This window comes from Chryseobacterium sp. Leaf394 (assembly GCF_001424105.1).
Taxonomy (GTDB): domain Bacteria; phylum Bacteroidota; class Bacteroidia; order Flavobacteriales; family Weeksellaceae; genus Chryseobacterium.
Genome location: NZ_LMQH01000004.1, coordinates 60,433 through 81,421 on the forward strand (window position 1 = coordinate 60,433; position 20,989 = coordinate 81,421).

Consider the following 20,989-nt stretch of genomic DNA (forward strand, 5'->3'; position numbering starts at 1 on the left):
GTATATTTTCTGATGAGTTTTAAATTTGAAAAATTAATTATCTGGCAGGATGCAATGAGTTTTGGAGAATCTGTTTTTCAAATGAGAAATAAACTTACATAAGACCATCTTCTATTCACAAACATCAAACACCTTCCACCCAGCATCAAACACACATCACCAAACCTCTAACACCCAACAAACATGTACAGAATAATTTCCGGTAAATGGAAAGCCAAAAAAATAGCCGCTCCCAGACATTTTGATGTAAGACCTACAACAGATTTTGCCAAGGAGGCACTCTTCAGTATTTTGGAAAATACTTACGACATGCAGTCGGTTTCCGTTCTTGATCTTTTTGCAGGAATCGGTTCGATCAGTCTTGAATTTGCTTCGAGAGGCTGTCAGGATGTGACTTCTGTGGAAATGAATCCAAAGCATACGTCATTCATCAACTCTACTGCTGCTGAACTTGATATGAGTCTGCAAATCAGCACACAGCGGGGAGATGTTTATGACTGGCTGAAGAAATTCAGAAATAATAAGTCTTATGAGATTGTTTTTGCCGATGCACCTTTTGAAACCGAAGAAAAAAAATATCATGAACTGCTTTCTTTAGTTTTAAAAAATAAGTATTTGAAACCTAACGGCGTTTTGATTGTAGAGCATCAAAGCAGATTAAAACTTGATCATCCTAATTTTAAATTTACAAGAAAATACGGAAATGTAAGCTTCAGTTTTTATGAACCTACTCCAGAAGCTGAAGAAGAAATAAGCAATCAGGAAAATTAATTCCTGATTTTTTTTGCGCTGATTTTTTTTAAAATCAGACTTATAACGTAAATTTATATTGACTTAAATTTTTAAACCAATCAAAAATGAGTTTTCTGCAAAAAATGAAAAACCGGTATACGGTAAAAAAATACAATGCTGAAGGAGAAATTGACGCTGAACAGATTGAGGAATTAAAGGAAATCCTACAACTCAGCCCGTCTTCCATCAACAGCCAGCCCTGGAATTTTGTTTTTGTAACCAGCAAAGAAATTAAAGAACAGCTGTCGGAAGTATCTTTTCACAATACCGCAAAAGTTATTGAGAGCAAACTGGTTATTGTTTTTCAGGTACTGAAGTCGGTGGAAGATTTTGAAACTCAAATCAATGAAAATCTTCCGGAAATGGCTGTTAATTATTACAAAAACATGGTTCAGCCTCACGGTGAGGAGTACATCAAAAACTGGATGGCGAAACAGGTCTATATTTCTCTGGGAGTTCTTTTGTCCGCGTGTGCAGAAATGGGCATCGACTGTACACCGATGGAAGGCATAAAATCTGCGGAGTACGATGAAATTCTGCAAAACGAAAAGTATGAAAGTCTGTTTGCTGTTGCCATCGGGCAAAAATCTGAAGCAGACACCAATCAGCCTGTTCACACGCCAAAACGAAGACTGGAAACGAGTAAAATCATTTTGGAAAAATAACTGAAAATTAACTTATATTTAAAAAATAGTTTTAAATACTGATGTTATGGATATTTTAGTAAAAAACCTGAGAATCACTGCAATTACTGCGCTTAGTTTATTTTTAATATTTAAATTTTTTGTGACCAATTCAAATCTTGAGCATATTTCAGGGATCGCTGCTTTAAGCTGTTTCGCAGCATTGCTAGCAATTTTTGGTTCAAAATTAATCAGCAGATATTATATAAAATAATTTAAGATTCTAAATCATTACAAAACTTTCAATTCCAGATCGATGGTTTTGCCAAAGAATTTTTTAGATATTTTTTCAAAGTTTTTGGTGAGATCCGAGAGGTAGAAATGATAACTTGGCTTGGGATTACCGTCATTCAGCAGACGGTACTTATCTAAAATAATTTTCAGATGACTCGCTACAATATTCGGTGAATCGATCACCCGCACGCGGTTTCCGTAATACTGCTTGATCTCGTCGATCAGAAGCGGATAATGCGTACAGCCAAGGATTAAAGTTTCAATATTCTTCAGTTTTGCATTGCTCAGATAATTGTAAATAATGGAATGAGTGATCGGATGATTCTTAAAACCCTCTTCAATAGCAGGAACCAGGAGCGGTGTCGCCAGTTCGTCTACCTTGATCCATTTGTTATGTTTACGGATGCTTTTTCTGTACAAACCAGAGTTTACAGTTGCTTTGGTAGCAATTACTCCAACGTTGTTGTGAATTTCATAAGAAACTTTTTCGGCAACAGGATTGATGACGTCAATTACGGGAACACGCTCTGCAACCATCTCCACAACTTCTTTTAAAGCATTTGCCGTTGCAGAATTGCAGGCAATAACGATGGCTTTGCAGTTTTTTTCGAGCAGAAATTTAGTGATCTTTTCGCAGTATCCTACAATCGCCTCTTTTGATTTTTCACCGTACGGAAGATGCTTTGTGTCGCCGTAATAGATCAGATCTTCGTGTGGAAGAAGCCTTTTTATTTCTTTGGCAACCGTAAGACCGCCAACGCCACTGTCAAAAATACCGATGGGCTGCTTTGCAGAAAGGTGAGAATAATCCTGTTTTTTTGTTTTCAAAACTGATTGAAATTTAGTGCAAAAATAGTGAAATTGTTGGATGCTGGAAGCTGGATGCAGGAAGTTTTTTGTAAAGACAATCTTACATCATCTTACATCCGGCATCCGGCCTAAACTACAAACAGATCTGAAGCAATTCCGTCTGCCATAAACCAATGTTTTTCAGGAATTTTGAGGTGATTATTTTCGATTATTAAAATTCCTTCTTCTAATTTTAATTTAGATTCATTTTGAAAATGCTCCAGAATTTCATCATTAAATTTATCTTTTAATACCGATAAATCAACACCCCAGATTGTTCTGAGGCCGATCATAATCATTTCATTGAACTGATCTTTTTTGGAAAGAATTTCAGTTTCTTTAGGTAAAATTCCTGAGTTTATCCCGTCTGTATATTTTTTATTGTTGGCGACATTCCAGCTTCTGACTTCATTCCCGTTGTATGAATGTGCTGAAGGTCCGATGCCAAGATATTCACAGGATTTCCAGTAGGCGGAATTGTGTTTTGAATGATAGTTGGGTTTACCGAAATTTGATATTTCATAATGATCAAAACCATGATCTTTCAGAAAGTCTTTCATGTAAAAAAATTCCCGGTTCTGTTCGGCTTCTCTTGGGGAATTTACTTTTCCGTTTTCAATCCATTTCTCCAGTGCAGTTTTGGGCTCGACTGTGAGAGCGTACGATGAAATATGAGGAACTTCGAGGGCGATGGTTTTATTTAAATTTTCCTTCCATATTTCCATACTGGAAGTTGGTGAACCGTAAATTAAATCAATACTGATATTTTCCAAACCAAAATCCTGAGCTCTTTTGATCGAACTTTCAGCTTCTGAAGCGGAATGTGCGCGGTTCATTAATATTAAATCTTCCTCAAAAAAACTCTGAGTTCCGATTGACAATCTGTTAATGGGAGAATCCGAAATACCTTTCAGAAAGTTTTTATCTAAATCATCCGGATTGGCTTCAAGGGTAATTTCAATATCAGAATTAAAACTGAAATACTTTAAAACCTCATCAATCAAAGACTTGATTTCATCTGAAGAAAGTATTGAGGGCGTGCCGCCACCGAAGTAAAGTGAATTTAAATTCTTATTCTGAAGCTCATCCTTTCGCAGAAAAATTTCCTTTTTCATTGCAGAAAGCATTTCATCTTTAAAATTAAGAGAAGTTGAAAAATGAAAATTACAGTAGCTGCATTTCTGTTTGCAAAAGGGAATGTGAATGTAGATCATAAAAAAAGCTCTGAAAAATTTCAGAGCTCAAATTTATTTAAATTAAATCATATTAGTATCTAAATCCTCTATGATTAATAAAGTTATCAAAGTTATAACCAAGTCCGATCATGAAACTGTTTCCACCGTACTCCTGAATATCAGATAATCCAAGGTTGTATGTAGCTCCAATCATAAGTTTGTTTAATCTTACTTTCACTACAGGTGCAATCTGAAGAGTCTGGTTGTCAAATCTGTTCTGTACAGTTCTGTAACTTGCTCCTACTGAGAATGCATTTACTTCGTTTGAGAAAGTTGCCATTAGGTTCAAATCCATCATTCTTGTAGAGTTGGTATTTAAATTTACCAAAACTGATGGTGTTAAAGCGATGTTATCTGCAAGATTCCAGTCATATCCTAAGTTTAAGAAGAATTTGATTGGTGAAGGCTCGTAGTTGTTTACGATAGATTCGTCATTGCTTAAAGCGATATCGTTTACAGAAACTCCTCCGAATAAACCTCTGTAAGTAGCAGCCATACCGAAGTTGGCATATACCATAAAGATGTTACTCTCGTTACCCTGCAACAAAGGATCGAATCCGTCTTCGGTATTAATTTTGGTATAATCAAAATTCATGTTATAGAAATTAACACTTGTACCGAATGAGAACTGGTCTTTTCTCTCTCCCTCACTGCTCAGAGGAATGTAGTAAGATGCACCAGCGGTAATACCACCCGCAGAGATCGGCCCGTTGCTGTCTCTGAATACAGAAATACCGGCGCCCACTCTGTCAAAGATATTAGCGTTGATCCCTACTGACTGTACATTTGGGGATTCACTAAACTTTGAAAATTGTTGCTGATAGTTAAGGTTAAGCTGTACATAGTCTGTTTTACCGTATTGAGCAGGGTTGAACAGGAACTCACCATCCAAAAGATATTGTTGATAGTATGGTAGTGATTCTTGTGCTTTGTATGCATTCGACAAAAGAGCTAAACATACGATAGCATATAGTTTTCTCATAACAAATCTTGATTTCAATTCAACAAATATAAAAAAATTCTCAATATATTTTTAGTTTTCTAAATAATTTCTCCATTTTTTTACAGCATCCGCCATATCTGATGGCATTGGGCTCTCAAAATACAATTCCTTTTTAGTAGTGGGATGTATAAACCCGAGGGTGTGGGCGTGCAGTGCATGTCTTGGTAAAATTTCAAAGACATTTTTTATAAACTGCTTATACTTAGGAAGATTCACTCCACGGAGAGGCGTATGACCTTCATATCTTTCGTCGTTGAAGAGCGTATGACCCAAATGTTTGAAGTGGGCTCTGATCTGATGCGTTCTTCCTGTCTCCAGCTTACACTCTACCCACGTCATGTATTTAAATCTTTCCAAAACTTTATAATGGGTGACTGCATGCTTACCCTGGCTTCCGTCGACATAAGTGTGCATCTGCATCCTGTTCTTCGGATGCCTGCCTATATGACCCTGAATGGTGCCTTCATCATCCTTCACATTTCCCCACACAAAAGCCCAGTACAGTCTTTTGGTTTTCCGGTCAAAAAACTGTTTGGCAAGAAAACTAAGCGCGTACTCATTTTTAGCAATAACCAATAGTCCTGAGGTATCTTTATCAATACGGTGGACAAGCCCTACCCTGTCGAGGTCCGATTTGGCTCCGTTTTTTTCAAAATGAAAAGCGAGGGCGTTGATTAAAGTTTTATCCCAGTTTCCGTGACCCGGATGCACTACCATTCCAGGATCTTTATCCACAACTATAACATCTTCATCTTCATAAACAATGTTAATTGGAATATCCTGCGGAATAATAACATTCTGTCTTGGCGGATGGGCAAGAAGCACTGAAATCTGATCACCCGGTTTCACGCGGTAGTTCTGTTTTACGGGAACACCGTTTACCACAACATTTCCGGCGCGGCATGTTTGTGATATTTTGTTTCTTGAAGAATTCTGACGGTAGTTTAAAAGAAATTTATCAATCCTTAAAGGTTCCTGTTTGGGATCAGCGGTGATGTTAACGTGCTCGTAAAGTCCTTTGTTTTCGTCGTCAAGTTCAAAATTCTGCTCATCGGAACTTTCCAGTTCGTCATCTAAAAAATCTTCGTTGTCTTCTGTCATTTCTTAAATATATAAAAGGCTCCAACGCAAAAATACCGTTGAAGCCTGATTATTTGTATAATTTTAATTTAATTGATAACCTGTTTTGCTTTTGGCTTATCTGCAGGCTTGGTCGTGGTGGTTGCTTTAGGCTTATCTGTTGAAGATTTAGCTGGCGTTGTATTCTGTTTCGGTGGATCATTTTTCGGAACATCCCTTTTTGGCGGAGTGACCGGAACAGGATCAACCGGCACAGGATCCGGGAAGTTCGGAACTTCTTCATATCTTACCGGAGGCAGTGTGGTATCAATCTTCATTCTGTACATCGAATTAAGCTCGTTGATTTTGTTCATCAGCTCCGCAGGCGTTTTTTTACTGGCCCAAAGGTCAATCTGCATTCCCTGATCACGGACATCACCTGAGGCAGGATCCTGATAATAAACAATATCATTTTCGTTACTTCCACCATCTTCATAATCTACAATTCCCACTTCAAAAAGGTTTCTTGCAATGAGTGCCTTCGCCTCTTTTACGGTAAGTCCTACCACATTCGGAATACCGATATTTCTCATCGGGCCACTGCCTATTACCACATCAATAATTGAGAATCTCGGAATTTTAGTTCCCGGTTTAATGCTGTTTCCTTTAAATAAAATTCTTAAAATAGCATCTTTCTGAATACTCGGTTCATAAATGGTATCACCCACCTTCAGACCTACCTGATCCAGACGCTGGAAACCTAATCCTGAATACTTATTGATAACATCAGGAACGGAAACGGGAGCCCAGTTTCTTGGATTAACTTTTAAAGTAACCGATCTTCCGTTTTTAACACGGGATCCCGGTGCAGGATAAATCTGCAATACCTGAAAAGGCCTGTATTTAGGATCGTATTTAAAGCTGTCTACTTCATATTCCAATCCGGAATCATCCAGAATTTTCACGGCATCGTGTACAGATCTGTTGACCACATTCGGAACCTGTATTTCATCGCCGTGATGGGTATGAATCTCCAGCCAGCGGAATGTGAGGTAAATTAAACCTACAAAAACTCCGGCTGCAAGAATTAAATTCAGGAGAACTCTCCAGTTGAAAAGCGATTTGAGCATATTGATAAACTCTTTATTTGTAACGGCAAATATAATTAATAATTTTAGAATAGAATTTATTTAAGAATTTTTGGCTGTCGTTTAAATTTTACAAAAATCAGCTCCGGCAATATCTAAAATCATTAAATTTGCCTTACTTGAAAGATACATTTAGCTATGAACAAAACAAATGTAGCCGTAGTAATGGGCGGCTATTCCGATGAATATAAGGTTTCTCTGAAAAGCGGACAACTGATTTTCGATTCTTTAGACAGATATATTTACGACGTATATAAAATCGTAATTCTGAAAGACGAATGGTATTTTTTGGATGAAAATGAAAATAAACAAGAAATCAACAAAGGAGATTTTTCAGTAAAGTTATCTGATGAAAAAACGCTGAAATTCGATGTTTGCTTTAACATTATTCATGGAACGCCTGGCGAAAATGGTATTCTGCAGGCTTATTGGGATGCAATCGGACAAAAATATACAGGTTGTGATTTTTATCAAAGTGCTTTGACTTTTAACAAAAAAGACACTTTAGCCGTACTTTCAAAGTATGGAATTCCATCTGCGAAAAGCGTTTATTTAAGAAAAGGAGAAGAGATTAATGTTGATGAAATTGTTGAAAATTTAAAACTTCCGGTATTTGTAAAACCCAACCAATCCGGATCTTCTCTTGGAATTTCTAAGGTGAAAGAAAAATCTGAACTGATTGCTGCCACCGAAATTGCATTTAAAGAAGACGATGAAATTTTAATTGAAAGCTTCCTTGATGGAATGGAAGTTTCTGTAGGAGTGATTGATTATAAAGGCGAAACCATCGTCTTGGGAATTACAGAAATTGTTCCTCAGAATGAATTTTTCGATTATGAAGCCAAATATGAAGGTGCTTCTGAAGAAATTACGCCTGCAAGAATTGACGACGAAACAAGAATTAGAGTCGAAGAAATTGCTAAAAGAGCCTACAATTCTCTTGGAATGAGTGGTTTTTCAAGAAGTGAATTTATTCTGATGAACGGCACACCGTACATGCTCGAAATGAATACCAACCCAGGATTTTCTCCCGCAAGTATTCTTCCGCAACAGGCAAAAATCTATGGAATTTCCATTAAAGATCTTTGTGGAAATGAAGTGGAGAAAGCTTTTAAAAAGTAGGAAGATGAATGTTGGAAGACAGAAGTTTGCACTTTGCTTTTAACATTCATTTTTTAATTTAAATAAAATATAGTTCAGTGGGGAGAGTTTAACATGATAAAACTTTAAACTCAAAACCTAAAACCCAAAACTTTTCACGCATGAAAATTGCCGTTTTTCCGGGATCTTTTGACCCGATTACTTTAGGACATTATGATATTATTGAGAGAGCAGCGGCACTTTTCGACAAGGTGATTATTGCGATCGGACAGAATTCTTCAAAAAAATATATGTTTCCGCTTGAGAGACGAATGGAATTCATTCAGAACTCTGTTGCTGAATTTCCGAATGTGGAAGTCGATCATTTTGAAGGACTGACCGTCGATTACTGCTTCGAAAAAAATGCCCAGTTCATCCTCAGAGGCCTCAGAAATCCTGCCGATTTTGAATTTGAAAAAGCTATTGCTCATACCAACAGAACGCTTGCTCATAAAAAACTGGAAACGGTTTTCCTTTTAACTTCATCAGGAAAATCTTTCATCAGCAGCAGCATTGTGAGAGAAATCATCAATCACGGAGGAGAATATGAACTTTTGGTTCCAGAAGCGGTAAGAGTTGAAAAATAAGTAATGAGTAATGGGTAATAAGTAATATAATAACACAAATGGATTTTAATCAAATTTCAGAGACCGGACTAAGAAATTTTCTTTAGAAATCATCAAAAGTCTATCTCCACTGCCCTATTCTGATGCGGTTTCAATTATCAGAAAACAAATCATTAGATCTTCAACTTCTGTCGCATCCAATTATCGGGCGGTTTGCAGAGCAAGATCGGAGAAAGAAAAATTTGCAAAAATCTGTATTGTTGTTGAAGAAATTGATGAAACCCAATTCTGGTTAGAAATCATCGAAGATTTAGAGTATCTTGAAGATAAAAAATTACTATTATTAAAATCAGAATGTGAAGAACTGGTAAAAGTAATGACCACATATAAACATAAATTATCTCAAAATTTATAACGTTCGTAATTACTCATTACCCATCACTTATTACCTATAGACATGCACGAGCAGCTCAACTTCATCATAGAAATTCTCGGGACGATCTCTTTTTCGATGTCGGGGAGTTTTGCTGCGATGCAGAAAAGGCTGGATCCTTTTGGGGTTTTAATTATTGCATTCGTAACGTCGGTTGGTGGCGGAACGGTGAGAGATTTATTACTGGACACTCCCGTTTTCTGGATGCACGATCTTCTGATGTGCGGACTGATTCTGGCAACCAGCATTTTCTCCATGATCTTCAAGTCGATTGAGAAAAATTTCAAGGTTACGCTTTTTATATTCGACAGTTTTGGGTTGGGATTATTTACGATCATTGGCGTTCAGAAAGGTTTAAATTTAGATATTCATCCTCTCATCTGTATCGGATTGGGAACGATCACAGGCTGTTTTGGTGGAATCATACGCGATATTTTACTGAACAGAATTCCACTGATTTTCAGGAAAGAAATTTATGCGAGCGCCTGTATTATTGGAGGTTCCACCTTTCTACTGCTGACGCATTTTACCACACTTTCTTATACTTTTATTCAGATTTTTACGATTTTAATGATTGTAAGTGTGCGGACTTTAGCCGTAAAATACCATTGGCAGATTCCAAAATTTTATGGGTATGAAAGTAATTCTGAAATGTAAAGACAAAAAAAAACGCACCTGATTTCTCAGGTGCATTTCTATTTTATCTCTAAGTATTTTCTTAAAACTTCCCTCTCTGTCTCATGTGAGGATTGTGAACGTGTTTTTGCATCGTTGGCATTTTCAGCTGAGCTTTCATCGTTTTAATGTGCTCGGTCATCATTCCTGCCGTATCCAGTCTTTTTGCTTCTTCCAAAAGTTTCTGTCCTTCCTGCTTTCTACCTTTAGAAAGTGCTGCCGCAGCCAGATTTAAAGTTGCCATGGCGCGGTCATGCTTCATATTCAAACCATAATCCAGTGCTTTTTTCATATAAGGTTCTATTTTCGCAGGATTGTCCTGAGCCAAAGTGAGACCTTGCAAATAGTGAAAATATCCGTATTGATTTTTATCCAGCTGAGAAGTATAATTGGTAATTTTTGTAAGCCAGACTCCTGCTTTCTCCATATTTTGTTTTCTCAGTTGCCAGAAAGCCAAAAGAATATACTCGTTTTTAAAATAGAGGAAAATAGGAACTGCTGAAAGAATCACCAAAACGATTCCCCAACCGATGTTTCTGTTCATCATCAGATAAACTGCTGCTGCAATAATCAGGGCAGCGATAACAAATTTTATGTATTTGTTCATGTTTAAATTTTAGAATGGCAAAGATAATGAATTCAATATTCAATATTCAATATTTGAGGTTGATTAAATTCAGTATTGTATGAATTTAATTCATCTATTTCAAATCTCAAACGTCAAATCTCAAATCTTCTCATAAGTTTGAAAGCTGAAATCATATTCATTTTTCTCGTCTTTTTCGTGATGAATTTCTTCTGAAAGTTTCCAGATTTTAGGGTCAATTTTCGGGAAAAACGTATCTGCTTCAAGTTGAGCTTTTACTAAGGTCACTTCCAGTTTATCAGCAACTTCCATTGTTTGCTCATAAATATTTCCACCACCGATGATGAAAACATTTTCATCGATTTTTTTTGCAAATTTTAAGGCTTCTTTTATGCTTCCAACAATTAAAATCCCTTCCTGAAACCAGTTTTTCTTTCTTGAAACAACAATATTGGTGCGGTTGGGAAGTGGCTTACCAATACTTTCGTAGGTTTTTCTGCCCATAATAATCGGATGTCCGGAAGTAAGATCTTTAAAGTGTTTCAAATCTTTTGGAAGATGCCACAGAAGCCTGTTGTCTGCTCCTATTTCGTTCTTCTCGCCCATCGCCACCACAATTGTTGTCATTCTTAATATTTTTTACAAAAATAGCACATAATTTGTATATTTGGAAAACGCAAAAATTAAAAAAAACATACAGACTATGAAATCGCCATTACAAAGTAACATTAAAATATTCTGAAGTCTGGCGATTGCATATGACAATTAAAAAACAATAAAAAAATTCACATATGAAAAACAAAGGCTGCCTTAGTGCAGGAACCATCGGAATTGCACTTCTTGTAATTGTTGCAATTGCCTTCTTCTGGGGAAAAAACGGTTACAACAACTTCGTTGCTAAAGAAGCGATTGTAGACAACAAATGGTCTAACGTAGAAACGGTGTATCAAAAAAGAGCCAACCTGATTCCAAATCTTGAAAGAACAGTGAAAGCTTACTCTAAATTTGAGCAGGAAACATTAACCAAAGTAATCGAAGCAAGATCTAAAGCAACTTCAATAAACATTGATCCTACTAATATGACCGAAGCTGATTTGGCAAAATTCCAGGCTGCACAGGGAGAATTATCAGGAGCACTGAGCAGATTGATGGCGGTTGTAGAATCTTATCCAAACTTGAAGGCAGATCAACAGTACATTAATTTCCAGAGCGAATATATCGCGATTGAAAACAGCATCAGATCAGAAACTGTTTATTACAACGAAGCTGTGAGAGATTACAATACCTCAATCAAGCAATTCCCTTCTAACATCATAGCGAATTTCACCAACTTTAAAGAAAAACCATCTTTCAAAGCAGCTGCAGGAGCAGAAAAAGCACCGGATGTGTTTTCAGAATAATTAAAACAAACGTGAGCAATTTCCTTACAGATCAGCAGATCGCATTGCTTGTAGATGCGATACAGTCGGCGGAAGATCATTCTACCGGCGAGATCAGGGTGCACATCGACTCCAATACTGAAAACAAAAATGCTGACAGAGCTTACAATGTTTTCAAAGAACTTTGCATGAATAAAACCGCAGAACTCAATGCGGTTCTTTTTCATGTTAATTTTGAACAGAAATATCTCACGATTATAGGCGACAGGGGAATTCACGAAAGAGTTCATCAATCCTACTGGGATGCTCTGCATGATGAAATTACCGCTGGCTTCGCTCAGAAGAAATTTTTCGAACCGCTGCGGGATGCAATTTTAAAAACAGGTTTCGAACTCAAAAAACATTTTCCGGTGACGGGAGAAAACACCAACGAACTTTCCAATGAAATTACATTTTCATAAATCCGTATTTTCATTTATTTTTCTCTGCCTGTGCATTTTTGTATCGGCACAATACACTATTCCCGAAAAACCGAAACTCCTCTACCCTGTTTACGATGAAGCGAAACTTTTATCGAAGCAGGAAACCGATGAATTAAACAAAAAACTGATTGCATTTTCAGATTCTACATCTACAGAAATTGAAGTTGTTATTATCCCTTCCACAAAAGGCGAAGACATTAATTTTGTTGCCACGATGATCGGCGAAAAATGGGGAATCGGGCAAAAAGGAATAGACAACGGAGTCGTTTTTCTGATTGCAACTGAAGACAGAAAACTGGCAATTCAGCAGGGACGGGCCGTTGAGCAATATTTAACAGCATCTGTTTCTAAACAGATTATCGATTACATCGTAACTCCTCATTTCCGTGAAGGAAACTGGTATGAAGGCATTAACCGTGGCACATCTGCGATTATGGAGGCCGTTCAGGGGAAATTCAAGCCCATTGAACGGAAGAAAGAAAACGATTTTGATCTGGGCCAACTTCTTTTAGTTGCCTTTGTAATCATCATTATTCTCATCATTATTTTTAAAAACCGAGGTGGTGGAAACGATGACGACGACGATGTGATCATCACGCGACGCGGCAGAAGAAATTATCCTGGAGGATTTTTCCCTTTCCCATTCCCTGGCAGCTTTGGTGGCGGTGGCTTTGGTGGCGGCAGCTCATCAGGTGGCGGCGGAGGTTTTGGCGGCTTCGGCGGTGGCGGAAGTTTCGGAGGTGGTGGTGCTTCGGGTGGATGGTAAAAATATTTTTAGAGAAGATGAGATTTTCTATCATATCCATTTTTTTAAGTTTTCTTACTGTAATTTTTGCTATTAAAATAAATCTTGACATTTTACATGATTATTTGTATGTGGATGGGAAAACACGTGCCCTTTTTGGTCTTACAGAATTAAAATATTTTTATAAATATTATTTTCTTACCATACCAGTAATTGCATTGTTATTTCTAATATTCGCTTTTAAAAATCAAGAATTCAATATTTTTAAATATTCAGCAACATTTCTTGTATTAATTTCAATTTTGTCAGTATTTCTCAACTTTTGGAAATGGTTTATTTAATTGAAATTCAGAAAATAATGGAAGTTTTTTAAAAAATAAAATAGACGGAACTGTTCTAATCATCATTAATTCTAAAGTCAGAAAAATAATCAAAATCATTCACGGAATATAGTTTTACTTAATCGTGCTCGTTTTTTATCCATTAAAATTTCATTAAAAACCGCCAACAGCCACAAATTTCTAAGCAAATTTTCATTATATTTACTGAAAACGGGTTTATGAAGAAAACACTGGTGGTTTTTGCCCATCCTTATCTTGAACACTCTACTTCAAACGTGGAACTCATCAATTTCTACGTTCGTCATCAGCATTATACACTTCGTGATCTGTACGAAGAATATCCCGATTTTCACATTGCCGCTTTCAGAGAACGGAAAAGACTGCAGCAGTACGACCGTTTTATATTTCAGTTTCCGATTATCTGGTTCGGGATTCCACCTTTGCTGAAGCTGTGGATTGACGAAGTTTTCGACCGGAACTGGGTGAAAGAAGGCGAAAACAATCCCCTGAAAGACAAAGAAGTTTACATCGTTGTAACAACAGGTGGCAAAGAAAGATCTTTCACAAAAGAAGGCACTTACAAATACACCATCGATGAGATCATCAGCACGCTCATTGTTTCTTTAAATGTTTTCGGTGCCAATATTAAAGACATCACCATTGTTTACGAAGCCAATAAACTGTCAAAAAAAGAAATTATCCTTCACAAAAAGAAATTTGTAGAAATCCTAAATCAATAATATGGAATCCAGCATCGCGATGAACACCCTGATTTTTTTAGGCGTTGCCATTATTATGGTTCCGCTGGCCAGAAAATTGGGCTTAAGTTCGGTGATAGGCTATATTTTAGGTGGAATTATCATCGGACCTTATCTTCTGAGACTTACCGGAAACGACGTCAACGATATTATGCACGCCAGCGAATTTGGCGTGATCATGTTGCTTTTTCTGGTCGGATTAGAACTGGAACCCAGAAAATTCTGGGAGATGCGGAAGAAAATTGTCGGATTGGGGCTTACACAGATGGTTCTCACCATTTTTATTTTATTCATCATCTTCATCACAGCAGGTTGGAATATGAACAAAGCCATCGCCGTCGCCATGTGTTTTGCATTATCTTCTACCGCAATTGTTTTACAGACTTTACAGGAAAAAAACAACCTGAAAACTCTGGCCGGGGAAGCTTCCTTTTCCACCCTTTTATTTCAGGATATTGCCGTAATTCCAATTCTTGCGATTCTTCCGGTTTTGGCTCATACCAAAGCAAAGCATAATGATAATGAGGTCCAGATTTTAATTCAGAAACTTCCGGACTGGCTTCAGGCAGGAACCGTAATTTTCGGTGTTGTAGCCTTGATTTTATTGGGAAGATATGTTTTTGTACCGTTTTTAAGGTATGTTTCGAAAGCGGGAATGACAGAATTACTTACAGCCACTTCCCTTTTTCTCGTGATTGGAGTTTCAGAACTGATGGTTGCCATAGGATTATCTCCGGCTTTGGGAGCGTTTTTGGCAGGTGTGATGTTGGCCAACAGTGAATTCCGTCACGAGCTTGAAGCACATATCGATCCGTTTAAGGGTCTTCTGCTCGCCGTGTTTTTCGTCAGCGTAGGTTCCACGATGAATTTTAATGTGATTGCTGCAGATCCTGTCTTTATTTTTAGTACTGTTTTTGTGGTTTTGGCAGTAAAATTCGTTGTTCTTTTTGCCATCGGAAGATTCTTCAAAATAGATTCTCCCCAAAGTCTGTTTTACGCTTTTGCGCTTTCTCAGGTCGGTGAATTTGCTTTTGTTTTGATTAATTACGCATCAGATTTATCACTTTTCAGCGCAGAAATGAATGCCCAAATGATGGCCGTGACAGCAATTACGATGTGCATTACTCCGATTCTTCTGATTATTAATGATAAAATAATAACTCCAAGATTTCTCAGGGAAGTTCCGGAGACTCAATCCGATTTCAATATTTTGGACAGCGATATTTCTCAGAAAAAAATCATCATTGTAGGTTTCGGGCATTTCGGAAGTACCGTGGGAAGACTACTGAAAGCCAATAAAATCACAGCAACAGTTCTCGACAGAGATTCTGACCGTGTGAAACTGTTGAGAAGCTATGGTTTTAAAGTGTATTACGGTGATGCGACCAGAATTCCAGTTCTGAGAGCTGCCGGAATTGAAGATGCCGAAATTTTGGTTCTCTGTTTGGATGATCCGGATGACAACAGATTTGTTGCTGATCTGGTGCGTGAACAATATCCTGACGTGAAAATATTTGTACGTGCGAAAAACAGAATTGATGCCTATGCTTATCTCGACAACGGAATTGACAATATTTACAGAGAAACTTTAGGAACTGCCGTTGATATGGCTGTAGATGTTCTGCAGGAAACCGGAATGCGGAAATATGCTGCCAGACGTTTAGGGCAAAGGTTTATGGCGATCGACAAAGCCTCTATCCGTAAACTGGCAAAATCAAATGACGATGAAGACATCCGGCTTTTTACTACAAGAGAAATCCTCCAAAGAGAGGAGGATTTGTTGGCTTATGATAATTTAAATCTTGAGAATAAAGACTGGGAAACCTCATCTACCGAAGGTGAAGAGGAAGGCGATAAATAGTTACTGTAAACTTACACTTCCGCCACTGCTTTCTTCTTTCGAAACGGTGGTCACATTTCCTTTTTTAATTCCTTTGATTGAACCTCCTGAAGAAGCATGAGCTTCAAATTTAGAAGAAACACCAATTTCTACGTTTGAACCGCTTGAAGATTCTGCTTTTACGTTTTCTGCAACTACCTCTTTTGCCGAAATTGTACTTCCTGATGATGCATTTAAATCGGCACCTTTAGTTTTTCCTGAAATATTCACTTCTCCAGCTGAAGAAGCTTCTACATTAAGATTTACAGCCCAGATTTGTCCTTTAAAAGTTCCGCTGCTGCCTGCATCAATATCCATTTCATTGGCTTCAAGTTTTCCGGAAATATGACCTGAACTTGAAACTTCTACATCGGTTTTATCCTGTGTAAACTGATCTCTTACCACGATAATTCCTGCAGAATTAGCTTCCAGTTTTTTGAAATCTTTCGCATAAATTTTAGCTTTCACATTATTTGTATTCATCACGCGGAAACCGTTTTTGTAATGAATATGCAATTCTCCGCCACTGTTATCCACCAGAACTTCATCGATAATATTGGCAGGGGCAGAAATAACGACCCTTTCCACATCAGATTTTATCACCTCAGCTTCGATTGCCTGCGAAACTTCAATTTCGTCAAAATCTCCTTTAAATTCTTTCTGTTTTAAAGGTCCGTGATCCTTATTGGTAACGTCCGGAAGCCATGTTGACTTTCCGTTTTTGCTTTCGTTTTCTTTGCACGATGACAAAGTAATGATTCCTGATAAAAGTAAAATAGAAGTGTATTTCATATTTAAAATATTTGATTGGTTTCTGATTTTACATGCAATCGCTTTAATTTCATCAGTTTTAAGATGGAAAATTGTGGCGGTTTGATGTTTTGATGTTTTAAAGTTTAGTTTTTAATATCTTTATACTTTAATAACAACTAAATTAATGAATCTCTTACAACTGACAAGAAAAACAGTTTTAAAATCAGATAAGAGTTTGATAATTATATTTAAATAATAAATTCTGCACATGAAAAACATTTCATCAGTATTATTAATTTCTGCTTTGGCATTCAATTATTCCTGCACTACCACAATGAAAACAACCGACGTAAAACAGGAAATCCCTGTTCCTGATGCTTCACTTTCTACGAATCCGTTCATGAAGAAAAGCAAACTTCAATATGAAGCTCCCGAATTTGATAAAATTAAAAACGAACATTTCAAACCTGCTTTTGAATTTGGTTTAAAACAGCACGATGCTGAAATCCTGAAAATTGCCAACAATTCTGAAACAGCAACTTTTGAAAATACGCTTGTGGCCTTGGAAAAAAGTGGTGAAGTTTTGAAAAGAGCAATGATTACATTTTCAAATCTGACGAGCGCCAATACCAACCCTACGCTACAGGCTTTAGACGAAGAATTTGCACCAATTTTCGCAGCACATTCTGATAAAATGTATCTGAATGAGAATTTATATAATAGAATTAAATCTATTTCAGATAGCGGTTTAGATTCTGAAAGCAAAAGACTTTTACAATTCTACAAGCAGAATTTTGAAATCGCAGGAGCCAATCTTTCCGCTGCTGATAAAGAAAAATTAAAGCAGGTCAATCAGGAAATGGCTTCACTTTCTACTCAGTATTCAAATAAATTACTGGAAGCAAGAAAAGAAGGTGGAATCGTTATCGATAACGTAAAAGAATTAGACGGACTTTCAGCTGATGAAATTGCAGCTGCTGCAGCGGACGCAAAAACTGCAGGAAAAGAAGGAAAATATCTTTTAGCGCTTCAAAACACAACACAGCAACCTGTTTTACAAAACCTGACCAACCGAGCCACCCGTGAAAAAGTTTTCAAAGCTTCATGGATGAGAGCTGAAAAAGGTGGAAACAGCGACACAAGAGCAACCATTGAGAAACTGGCACAATTAAGATTGAAAAAAGCGCAGATCTTAGGCAAAAAAAGTTTCGCAGAATGGAAACTGCAGGATCAGATGGCGAAAAATCCTGACGCTGCCGTAAAATTGATGAACCAATTGGCAACTCCTGCTGTGGAAACCGCAAAACGTGAAGCAAAAGATATTCAGGATCTGATTGACCAGCAAAAAGGAGGTTTCAAATTAGAGCCTTGGGACTGGAATTTTTATGCTGAACAGGTGAGAAAAGCAAAATTTGATTTAGATGAAAACCAAATCAAACCGTACTTTGAAATCACAACTGTTCTGGAAAAAGGAGTTTTCTTTGCCGCTGAAAAATTTTACGGACTAACATTTAAAAAGAGAACCGACCTTCCCGTGTATCACCCTGATGTGGTAACGTATGAAGTTTTCGATCATGACGGAAAATCCCTGGCTATTTATTATTTGGATTTCTACACAAGAGATTCTAAGAATGGTGGTGCGTGGATGAGTAATTTCGTTGAGCAATCTTATTTATTGGGAACAAAACCTGTGATTGTCAACTGCTATAATTATCAGAAACCTGCCGCAGGTAAGCCTTCATTAATCAGTTATGATGATGTAACAACCATTTTCCACGAATTTGGACATTCAATTCATGGAATGTTTGCGAGTCAGAAATATCCTTCACTTTCAGGAACGAATGTACCGAGAGACTTTGTGGAATTCCCTTCTCAGATCAATGAACACTGGGCATTAGATCCTGTCGTTTTAAAAAATTACGCACTTCATTACGAAACAAAACAGCCGATTCCACAGGCTTTGGTAGATAAAATTAAAAAAGCAGCAACCTTCAATCAGGGTTATATGACGACTGAACTGGTTTCTGCAGCAGCTCTGGATATGGATTGGCATTCTGTAACTAACGAAAGTCAGTTACTTCCGGTTTTAGACTTCGAAAAGCAATCATTAAATAACCACGGATTTAATTTATCAACCGTGCCGCCAAGATACCACACACCTTACTTTGCACACATTTGGGGTGGCGGTTATTCGGCAGGTTATTACGCATATTTATGGTCTGAAACTTTAGACAGTGATGCATGGGAATGGATTGAAAAAAATGGCGGACTGACGAGAGAAAACGGTGACCGTTTCAGAAAATACATTCTGTCTGTCGGAAATTCTGTTGATTTGAATCAGGCGTTCAGAGATTTCACAGGACACGATCCGGATATTAAGCCGTTGTTGAGAAACAGAGGTTTTATTAAATAAATTTCAGGAAGCATTCATTTATTTGGATGCTTTTTTTAGTTATACGAATGGCTCGAATTTAATGCGAATTATCCCGAATTTAGGCTCTCGCTGATTTTGCTGATTGAGCAGATTTTTCTTATATATAATTTAGTATTTAACGGTTTATCTGTCATTCCGGAGGAATCTAAACTGCTTGATTTTCAGAATGTGGGAATTCCTCTGGAAAATGAAGATTTGAACAAAATGACTACTTATAACTAGTTTTATAATTAAAAACCGACATTCATATTAATTTAAACTCAAATTTTGATTTTTGGATTAGAATCTGGGAAAATCTGTGCAATCTGTAGCATATTTTAAACACAAATTGCACAAATGATCTCAATAATGACACAAATTTAAATCTACTTCATTGCAAAATCTGCGTGAAATAGATTTTGGCTAAAGCCGAATGCATTTTTTTTAAATTGCAAACGGGCTAAAGCTCGTCCCTATCGAACCACGCTTTGTGTAATTCGTGAAAAATTATTCCTGTACATTTGTGTTTTAAATTAAAATCAAAAAAAATGAACTGTCCATGCTGCTCCGGAAAAACGTATGAAGAATGCTGTAAACCTTTTCATATAGGAGAAAAATTTGCTCCGACCGCGGAAGCTCTAATGCGTTCAAGATTTTCGGCATTTGCCGTTCCGAACGGGAAATATTTAATGGAAACCACCTCACCCAGCAAAAGACAGTTCCACAATACCAAAGATCTGCAGGAATGGGGAGAAATCAACGAATGGACAAAACTGGAAATCGTCAGTAAGCCATCGATGAATAAAGTGGAATTCAAAGCACATTATACGGATGAAGACGGAGAAAAAAATATTCATCACGAATTATCGACATTCAAAATGATCCAAAACCGCTGGTATTATATTTCAGGAGAATTTTTGGACTGATTATTTAACCAAAAAAAATTTTTAACACATAAGTTACAGAGATTTTCTTGGTTTGAAAACATTTTTATAACACATTAGAGAAAAATAAGATTTTTAAAGTGAGTGTTTGCACTGTCCTACATTCTTAAATATGCATACAATGAAAATCTTTGATTTTCAACTCTGATGTGTTCTAAAATATTTTCCAAGTTTTCAAACTAAAACTAATGTGACTGATGTGTCAAAATTTCCCGCATTTTAAACTTTTTGAACTTTTATTTTCAAAATAATGACACTTCAATAATTAAAATTTCTTTTGTGACTTTTGGGGTTCAATTACGCATAAAAAAATGTCCAGCATTTCTGCCGGACATTCTTATTTTATGTAAAAAACTCTTAGTGAGCCTCGTTTCCGTCGATACCGTGAGCATGACCGTGAGACAATTCTTCTTCCGTTGCAGGACGCGTATTTAAAATCTCAACCTGGAAATCTAAAACTTTCCCAGCCATTGGGTGGTTAAGGTCAGCAATTACAGCTTCAGGAGTAACTTCAACTACAAATGCCTGAAAATTATTCCCTTCGTTATCAGACAAAGGCAAAATAGCTCCTACTGGTGGAATTCCAGCTTCTGCAAACATATCGATTGGCAATTGAGCAATCGCATCTTCCTGTTTTTCACCGTAAGCTTCTTCCGGCTGAATCACGAAAGCAGCAGTATCACCAGCAGATAAACCGTGAATATTCTGCTCAAATTTAGGAATCATCATTCCTACACCATATAAAAATGTAAGCGGATTTTCTGCTGTCGTTTCTTCTACAAGGATTTTGCTTCCATCCTCTTCGATAGTGTGAAGAACGTACTTTACAGCTACCACATGATTGTTATCAATTGTCATATTTCTTTTTTTGCGTGATTTTTTTCACGATTAA

General features: G+C 37.0%; 22 protein-coding genes. 13 read left to right on the forward strand and 9 right to left on the reverse strand.

The genetic code is table 11. The features are described from left to right. Window positions 1–183: 183 nt before the first annotated feature. Window positions 184–771: a 16S rRNA (guanine(966)-N(2))-methyltransferase RsmD gene (gene rsmD, locus ASG21_RS00990; RefSeq protein ID WP_056074727.1), complete on the forward strand. Its 588-nt coding sequence runs from the start codon at window positions 184–186 to the stop codon at window positions 769–771. A gap of 104 nt (window positions 772–875) precedes the next feature. Then, window positions 876–1,457 carry a nitroreductase family protein gene (locus tag ASG21_RS00995; protein WP_347230574.1) on the forward strand — a complete coding sequence of 194 codons (582 nt, stop codon included), beginning with the start codon at window positions 876–878 and terminating at the stop codon, window positions 1,455–1,457. A 249-nt stretch (window positions 1,458–1,706) separates the two neighbouring features. Here the strand turns inward: ASG21_RS00995 and murI are convergent, their stop codons facing one another. From murI to ASG21_RS01025, 5 genes are all read right to left on the reverse strand, one after another. Then, window positions 1,707–2,537, reverse strand: a complete 831-nt coding sequence (murI, locus tag ASG21_RS01005) for a glutamate racemase (protein WP_056074732.1) — start codon at window positions 2,535–2,537, stop codon at window positions 1,707–1,709. Between the two features lie 110 nt (window positions 2,538–2,647). After that, window positions 2,648–3,772, reverse strand: coding sequence for a radical SAM family heme chaperone HemW (hemW, locus tag ASG21_RS01010; protein ID WP_082482325.1), 1,125 nt, complete (start codon window positions 3,770–3,772; stop codon window positions 2,648–2,650). Between the two features lie 52 nt (window positions 3,773–3,824). Further along, complete coding sequence (locus tag ASG21_RS01015; RefSeq protein ID WP_056074736.1) at window positions 3,825–4,775, reverse strand: PorP/SprF family type IX secretion system membrane protein; 951 nt, start codon at window positions 4,773–4,775, stop codon at window positions 3,825–3,827. A 51-nt stretch (window positions 4,776–4,826) separates the two neighbouring features. Continuing rightward, window positions 4,827–5,897: an RluA family pseudouridine synthase gene (locus ASG21_RS01020; protein ID WP_056074738.1), complete on the reverse strand. Its 1,071-nt coding sequence runs from the start codon at window positions 5,895–5,897 to the stop codon at window positions 4,827–4,829. A 68-nt stretch (window positions 5,898–5,965) separates the two neighbouring features. After that, window positions 5,966–6,985 carry a PASTA domain-containing protein gene (locus ASG21_RS01025; protein ID WP_056074740.1) on the reverse strand — a complete coding sequence of 340 codons (1,020 nt, stop codon included), beginning with the start codon at window positions 6,983–6,985 and terminating at the stop codon, window positions 5,966–5,968. A 156-nt stretch (window positions 6,986–7,141) separates the two neighbouring features. Between ASG21_RS01025 and ASG21_RS01030 the strand changes: the two genes are divergently transcribed. The 4 genes from ASG21_RS01030 to ASG21_RS01040 all read left to right on the forward strand — a co-directional run bounded on the left by ASG21_RS01030 (window position 7,142) and on the right by ASG21_RS01040 (window position 9,799). Continuing rightward, a complete protein-coding gene (locus tag ASG21_RS01030; RefSeq protein ID WP_056074745.1) occupies window positions 7,142–8,125 on the forward strand; it encodes a D-alanine--D-alanine ligase in 984 nt (327 codons plus the stop codon). Between the two features lie 140 nt (window positions 8,126–8,265). Then, on the forward strand, window positions 8,266–8,730 hold the full coding sequence (gene coaD, locus ASG21_RS01035) for a pantetheine-phosphate adenylyltransferase (RefSeq protein WP_056074748.1): 465 nt from the start codon (window positions 8,266–8,268) through the stop codon (window positions 8,728–8,730). Window positions 8,731–8,839: 109 nt separating this feature from the next. Beyond that, window positions 8,840–9,124: a four helix bundle protein gene (locus tag ASG21_RS19810; RefSeq protein ID WP_241773434.1), complete on the forward strand. Its 285-nt coding sequence runs from the start codon at window positions 8,840–8,842 to the stop codon at window positions 9,122–9,124. 42 nt (window positions 9,125–9,166) lie between these two features. After that, window positions 9,167–9,799 carry a trimeric intracellular cation channel family protein gene (locus ASG21_RS01040; RefSeq protein ID WP_056074750.1) on the forward strand — a complete coding sequence of 211 codons (633 nt, stop codon included), beginning with the start codon at window positions 9,167–9,169 and terminating at the stop codon, window positions 9,797–9,799. 61 nt (window positions 9,800–9,860) lie between these two features. On the opposite strand, the gene ASG21_RS01045 is transcribed toward ASG21_RS01040, so the two are convergent. Together ASG21_RS01045 and ASG21_RS01050 are read right to left on the reverse strand one after the other, a co-directional pair. Further along, window positions 9,861–10,424, reverse strand: coding sequence for a hypothetical protein (locus tag ASG21_RS01045; protein ID WP_056074753.1), 564 nt, complete (start codon window positions 10,422–10,424; stop codon window positions 9,861–9,863). Window positions 10,425–10,544: 120 nt separating this feature from the next. Next, entirely contained in the window at window positions 10,545–11,030 is a 486-nt protein-coding gene (locus tag ASG21_RS01050; RefSeq protein ID WP_056074755.1) for a dihydrofolate reductase, read from the reverse strand. Between the two features lie 164 nt (window positions 11,031–11,194). Between ASG21_RS01050 and ASG21_RS01055 the strand changes: the two genes are divergently transcribed. The 5 genes from ASG21_RS01055 (at window position 11,195) to ASG21_RS01080 (ending at window position 15,969) form a co-directional block, all read left to right on the forward strand. Further along, window positions 11,195–11,803, forward strand: a complete 609-nt coding sequence (locus ASG21_RS01055) for a LemA family protein (RefSeq protein ID WP_056074756.1) — start codon at window positions 11,195–11,197, stop codon at window positions 11,801–11,803. Between the two features lie 11 nt (window positions 11,804–11,814). Further along, window positions 11,815–12,243: a TPM domain-containing protein gene (locus ASG21_RS01060; RefSeq protein ID WP_056074758.1), complete on the forward strand. Its 429-nt coding sequence runs from the start codon at window positions 11,815–11,817 to the stop codon at window positions 12,241–12,243. Further along, window positions 12,224–13,030, forward strand: a complete 807-nt coding sequence (locus ASG21_RS01065) for a TPM domain-containing protein (RefSeq protein WP_056074760.1) — start codon at window positions 12,224–12,226, stop codon at window positions 13,028–13,030. Before ASG21_RS01060 ends, ASG21_RS01065 begins: the two co-directional genes overlap by 20 nt. A gap of 538 nt (window positions 13,031–13,568) precedes the next feature. Then, window positions 13,569–14,090, forward strand: a complete 522-nt coding sequence (locus tag ASG21_RS01075; protein WP_056074764.1) for an NAD(P)H-dependent oxidoreductase — start codon at window positions 13,569–13,571, stop codon at window positions 14,088–14,090. Window position 14,091: 1 nt separating this feature from the next. After that, complete coding sequence (locus ASG21_RS01080) at window positions 14,092–15,969, forward strand: monovalent cation:proton antiporter-2 (CPA2) family protein (RefSeq protein ID WP_056074765.1); 1,878 nt, start codon at window positions 14,092–14,094, stop codon at window positions 15,967–15,969. Here ASG21_RS01080 and ASG21_RS01085 read toward each other — a convergent pair whose 3' ends face one another. After that, on the reverse strand, window positions 15,970–16,779 hold the full coding sequence (locus ASG21_RS01085) for a head GIN domain-containing protein (protein WP_056074768.1): 810 nt from the start codon (window positions 16,777–16,779) through the stop codon (window positions 15,970–15,972). It lies immediately after the preceding gene. A 229-nt stretch (window positions 16,780–17,008) separates the two neighbouring features. On the opposite strand from ASG21_RS01085, the gene ASG21_RS01090 reads away from it, so the two are divergent. Together ASG21_RS01090 and ASG21_RS01095 are read left to right on the forward strand one after the other, a co-directional pair. Then, window positions 17,009–19,153, forward strand: a complete 2,145-nt coding sequence (locus ASG21_RS01090) for a M3 family metallopeptidase (RefSeq protein ID WP_056074769.1) — start codon at window positions 17,009–17,011, stop codon at window positions 19,151–19,153. 548 nt (window positions 19,154–19,701) lie between these two features. Beyond that, on the forward strand, window positions 19,702–20,079 hold the full coding sequence (locus ASG21_RS01095) for a YchJ family protein (RefSeq protein ID WP_056074772.1): 378 nt from the start codon (window positions 19,702–19,704) through the stop codon (window positions 20,077–20,079). Between the two features lie 375 nt (window positions 20,080–20,454). On the opposite strand, the gene ASG21_RS01100 is transcribed toward ASG21_RS01095, so the two are convergent. Further along, window positions 20,455–20,955 (reverse strand): peptidylprolyl isomerase, encoded by a 501-nt coding sequence (locus ASG21_RS01100; RefSeq protein WP_056074774.1) that lies wholly within the window; start codon window positions 20,953–20,955, stop codon window positions 20,455–20,457. Between the last annotated feature and the right edge of the window lie 34 nt (window positions 20,956–20,989).

Excerpts from the sequence above, each read along its gene's own strand:
- ASG21_RS01030 (WP_056074745.1), top strand. The coding sequence starts at position 7,142 with ATGAACAAAACAAATGTAGCCGTAGTAATGGGCGGCTATTCCGATGAA.
- ASG21_RS01050 (WP_056074755.1), bottom strand. The coding sequence starts at position 11,030 with ATGACAACAATTGTGGTGGCGATGGGCGAGAAGAACGAAATAGGAGCA.
- coaD (WP_056074748.1), top strand. The coding sequence starts at position 8,266 with ATGAAAATTGCCGTTTTTCCGGGATCTTTTGACCCGATTACTTTAGGA.
- ASG21_RS01080 (WP_056074765.1), top strand. The coding sequence starts at position 14,092 with ATGGAATCCAGCATCGCGATGAACACCCTGATTTTTTTAGGCGTTGCC.
- ASG21_RS01020 (WP_056074738.1), bottom strand. The coding sequence starts at position 5,897 with ATGACAGAAGACAACGAAGATTTTTTAGATGACGAACTGGAAAGTTCC.
- ASG21_RS01075 (WP_056074764.1), top strand. The coding sequence starts at position 13,569 with ATGAAGAAAACACTGGTGGTTTTTGCCCATCCTTATCTTGAACACTCT.
- ASG21_RS01045 (WP_056074753.1), bottom strand. The coding sequence starts at position 10,424 with ATGAACAAATACATAAAATTTGTTATCGCTGCCCTGATTATTGCAGCA.
- ASG21_RS01065 (WP_056074760.1), top strand. The coding sequence starts at position 12,224 with ATGAAATTACATTTTCATAAATCCGTATTTTCATTTATTTTTCTCTGC.
- ASG21_RS01040 (WP_056074750.1), top strand. The coding sequence starts at position 9,167 with ATGCACGAGCAGCTCAACTTCATCATAGAAATTCTCGGGACGATCTCT.
- rsmD (WP_056074727.1), top strand. The coding sequence starts at position 184 with ATGTACAGAATAATTTCCGGTAAATGGAAAGCCAAAAAAATAGCCGCT.
- hemW (WP_082482325.1), bottom strand. The coding sequence starts at position 3,772 with ATGATCTACATTCACATTCCCTTTTGCAAACAGAAATGCAGCTACTGT.
- ASG21_RS01025 (WP_056074740.1), bottom strand. The coding sequence starts at position 6,985 with ATGCTCAAATCGCTTTTCAACTGGAGAGTTCTCCTGAATTTAATTCTT.
- ASG21_RS01055 (WP_056074756.1), top strand. The coding sequence starts at position 11,195 with ATGAAAAACAAAGGCTGCCTTAGTGCAGGAACCATCGGAATTGCACTT.
- ASG21_RS01100 (WP_056074774.1), bottom strand. The coding sequence starts at position 20,955 with ATGACAATTGATAACAATCATGTGGTAGCTGTAAAGTACGTTCTTCAC.
- ASG21_RS01015 (WP_056074736.1), bottom strand. The coding sequence starts at position 4,775 with ATGAGAAAACTATATGCTATCGTATGTTTAGCTCTTTTGTCGAATGCA.
- ASG21_RS01085 (WP_056074768.1), bottom strand. The coding sequence starts at position 16,779 with ATGAAATACACTTCTATTTTACTTTTATCAGGAATCATTACTTTGTCA.
- ASG21_RS00995 (WP_347230574.1), top strand. The coding sequence starts at position 876 with ATGAAAAACCGGTATACGGTAAAAAAATACAATGCTGAAGGAGAAATT.
- ASG21_RS01090 (WP_056074769.1), top strand. The coding sequence starts at position 17,009 with ATGAAAAACATTTCATCAGTATTATTAATTTCTGCTTTGGCATTCAAT.
- ASG21_RS01095 (WP_056074772.1), top strand. The coding sequence starts at position 19,702 with ATGAACTGTCCATGCTGCTCCGGAAAAACGTATGAAGAATGCTGTAAA.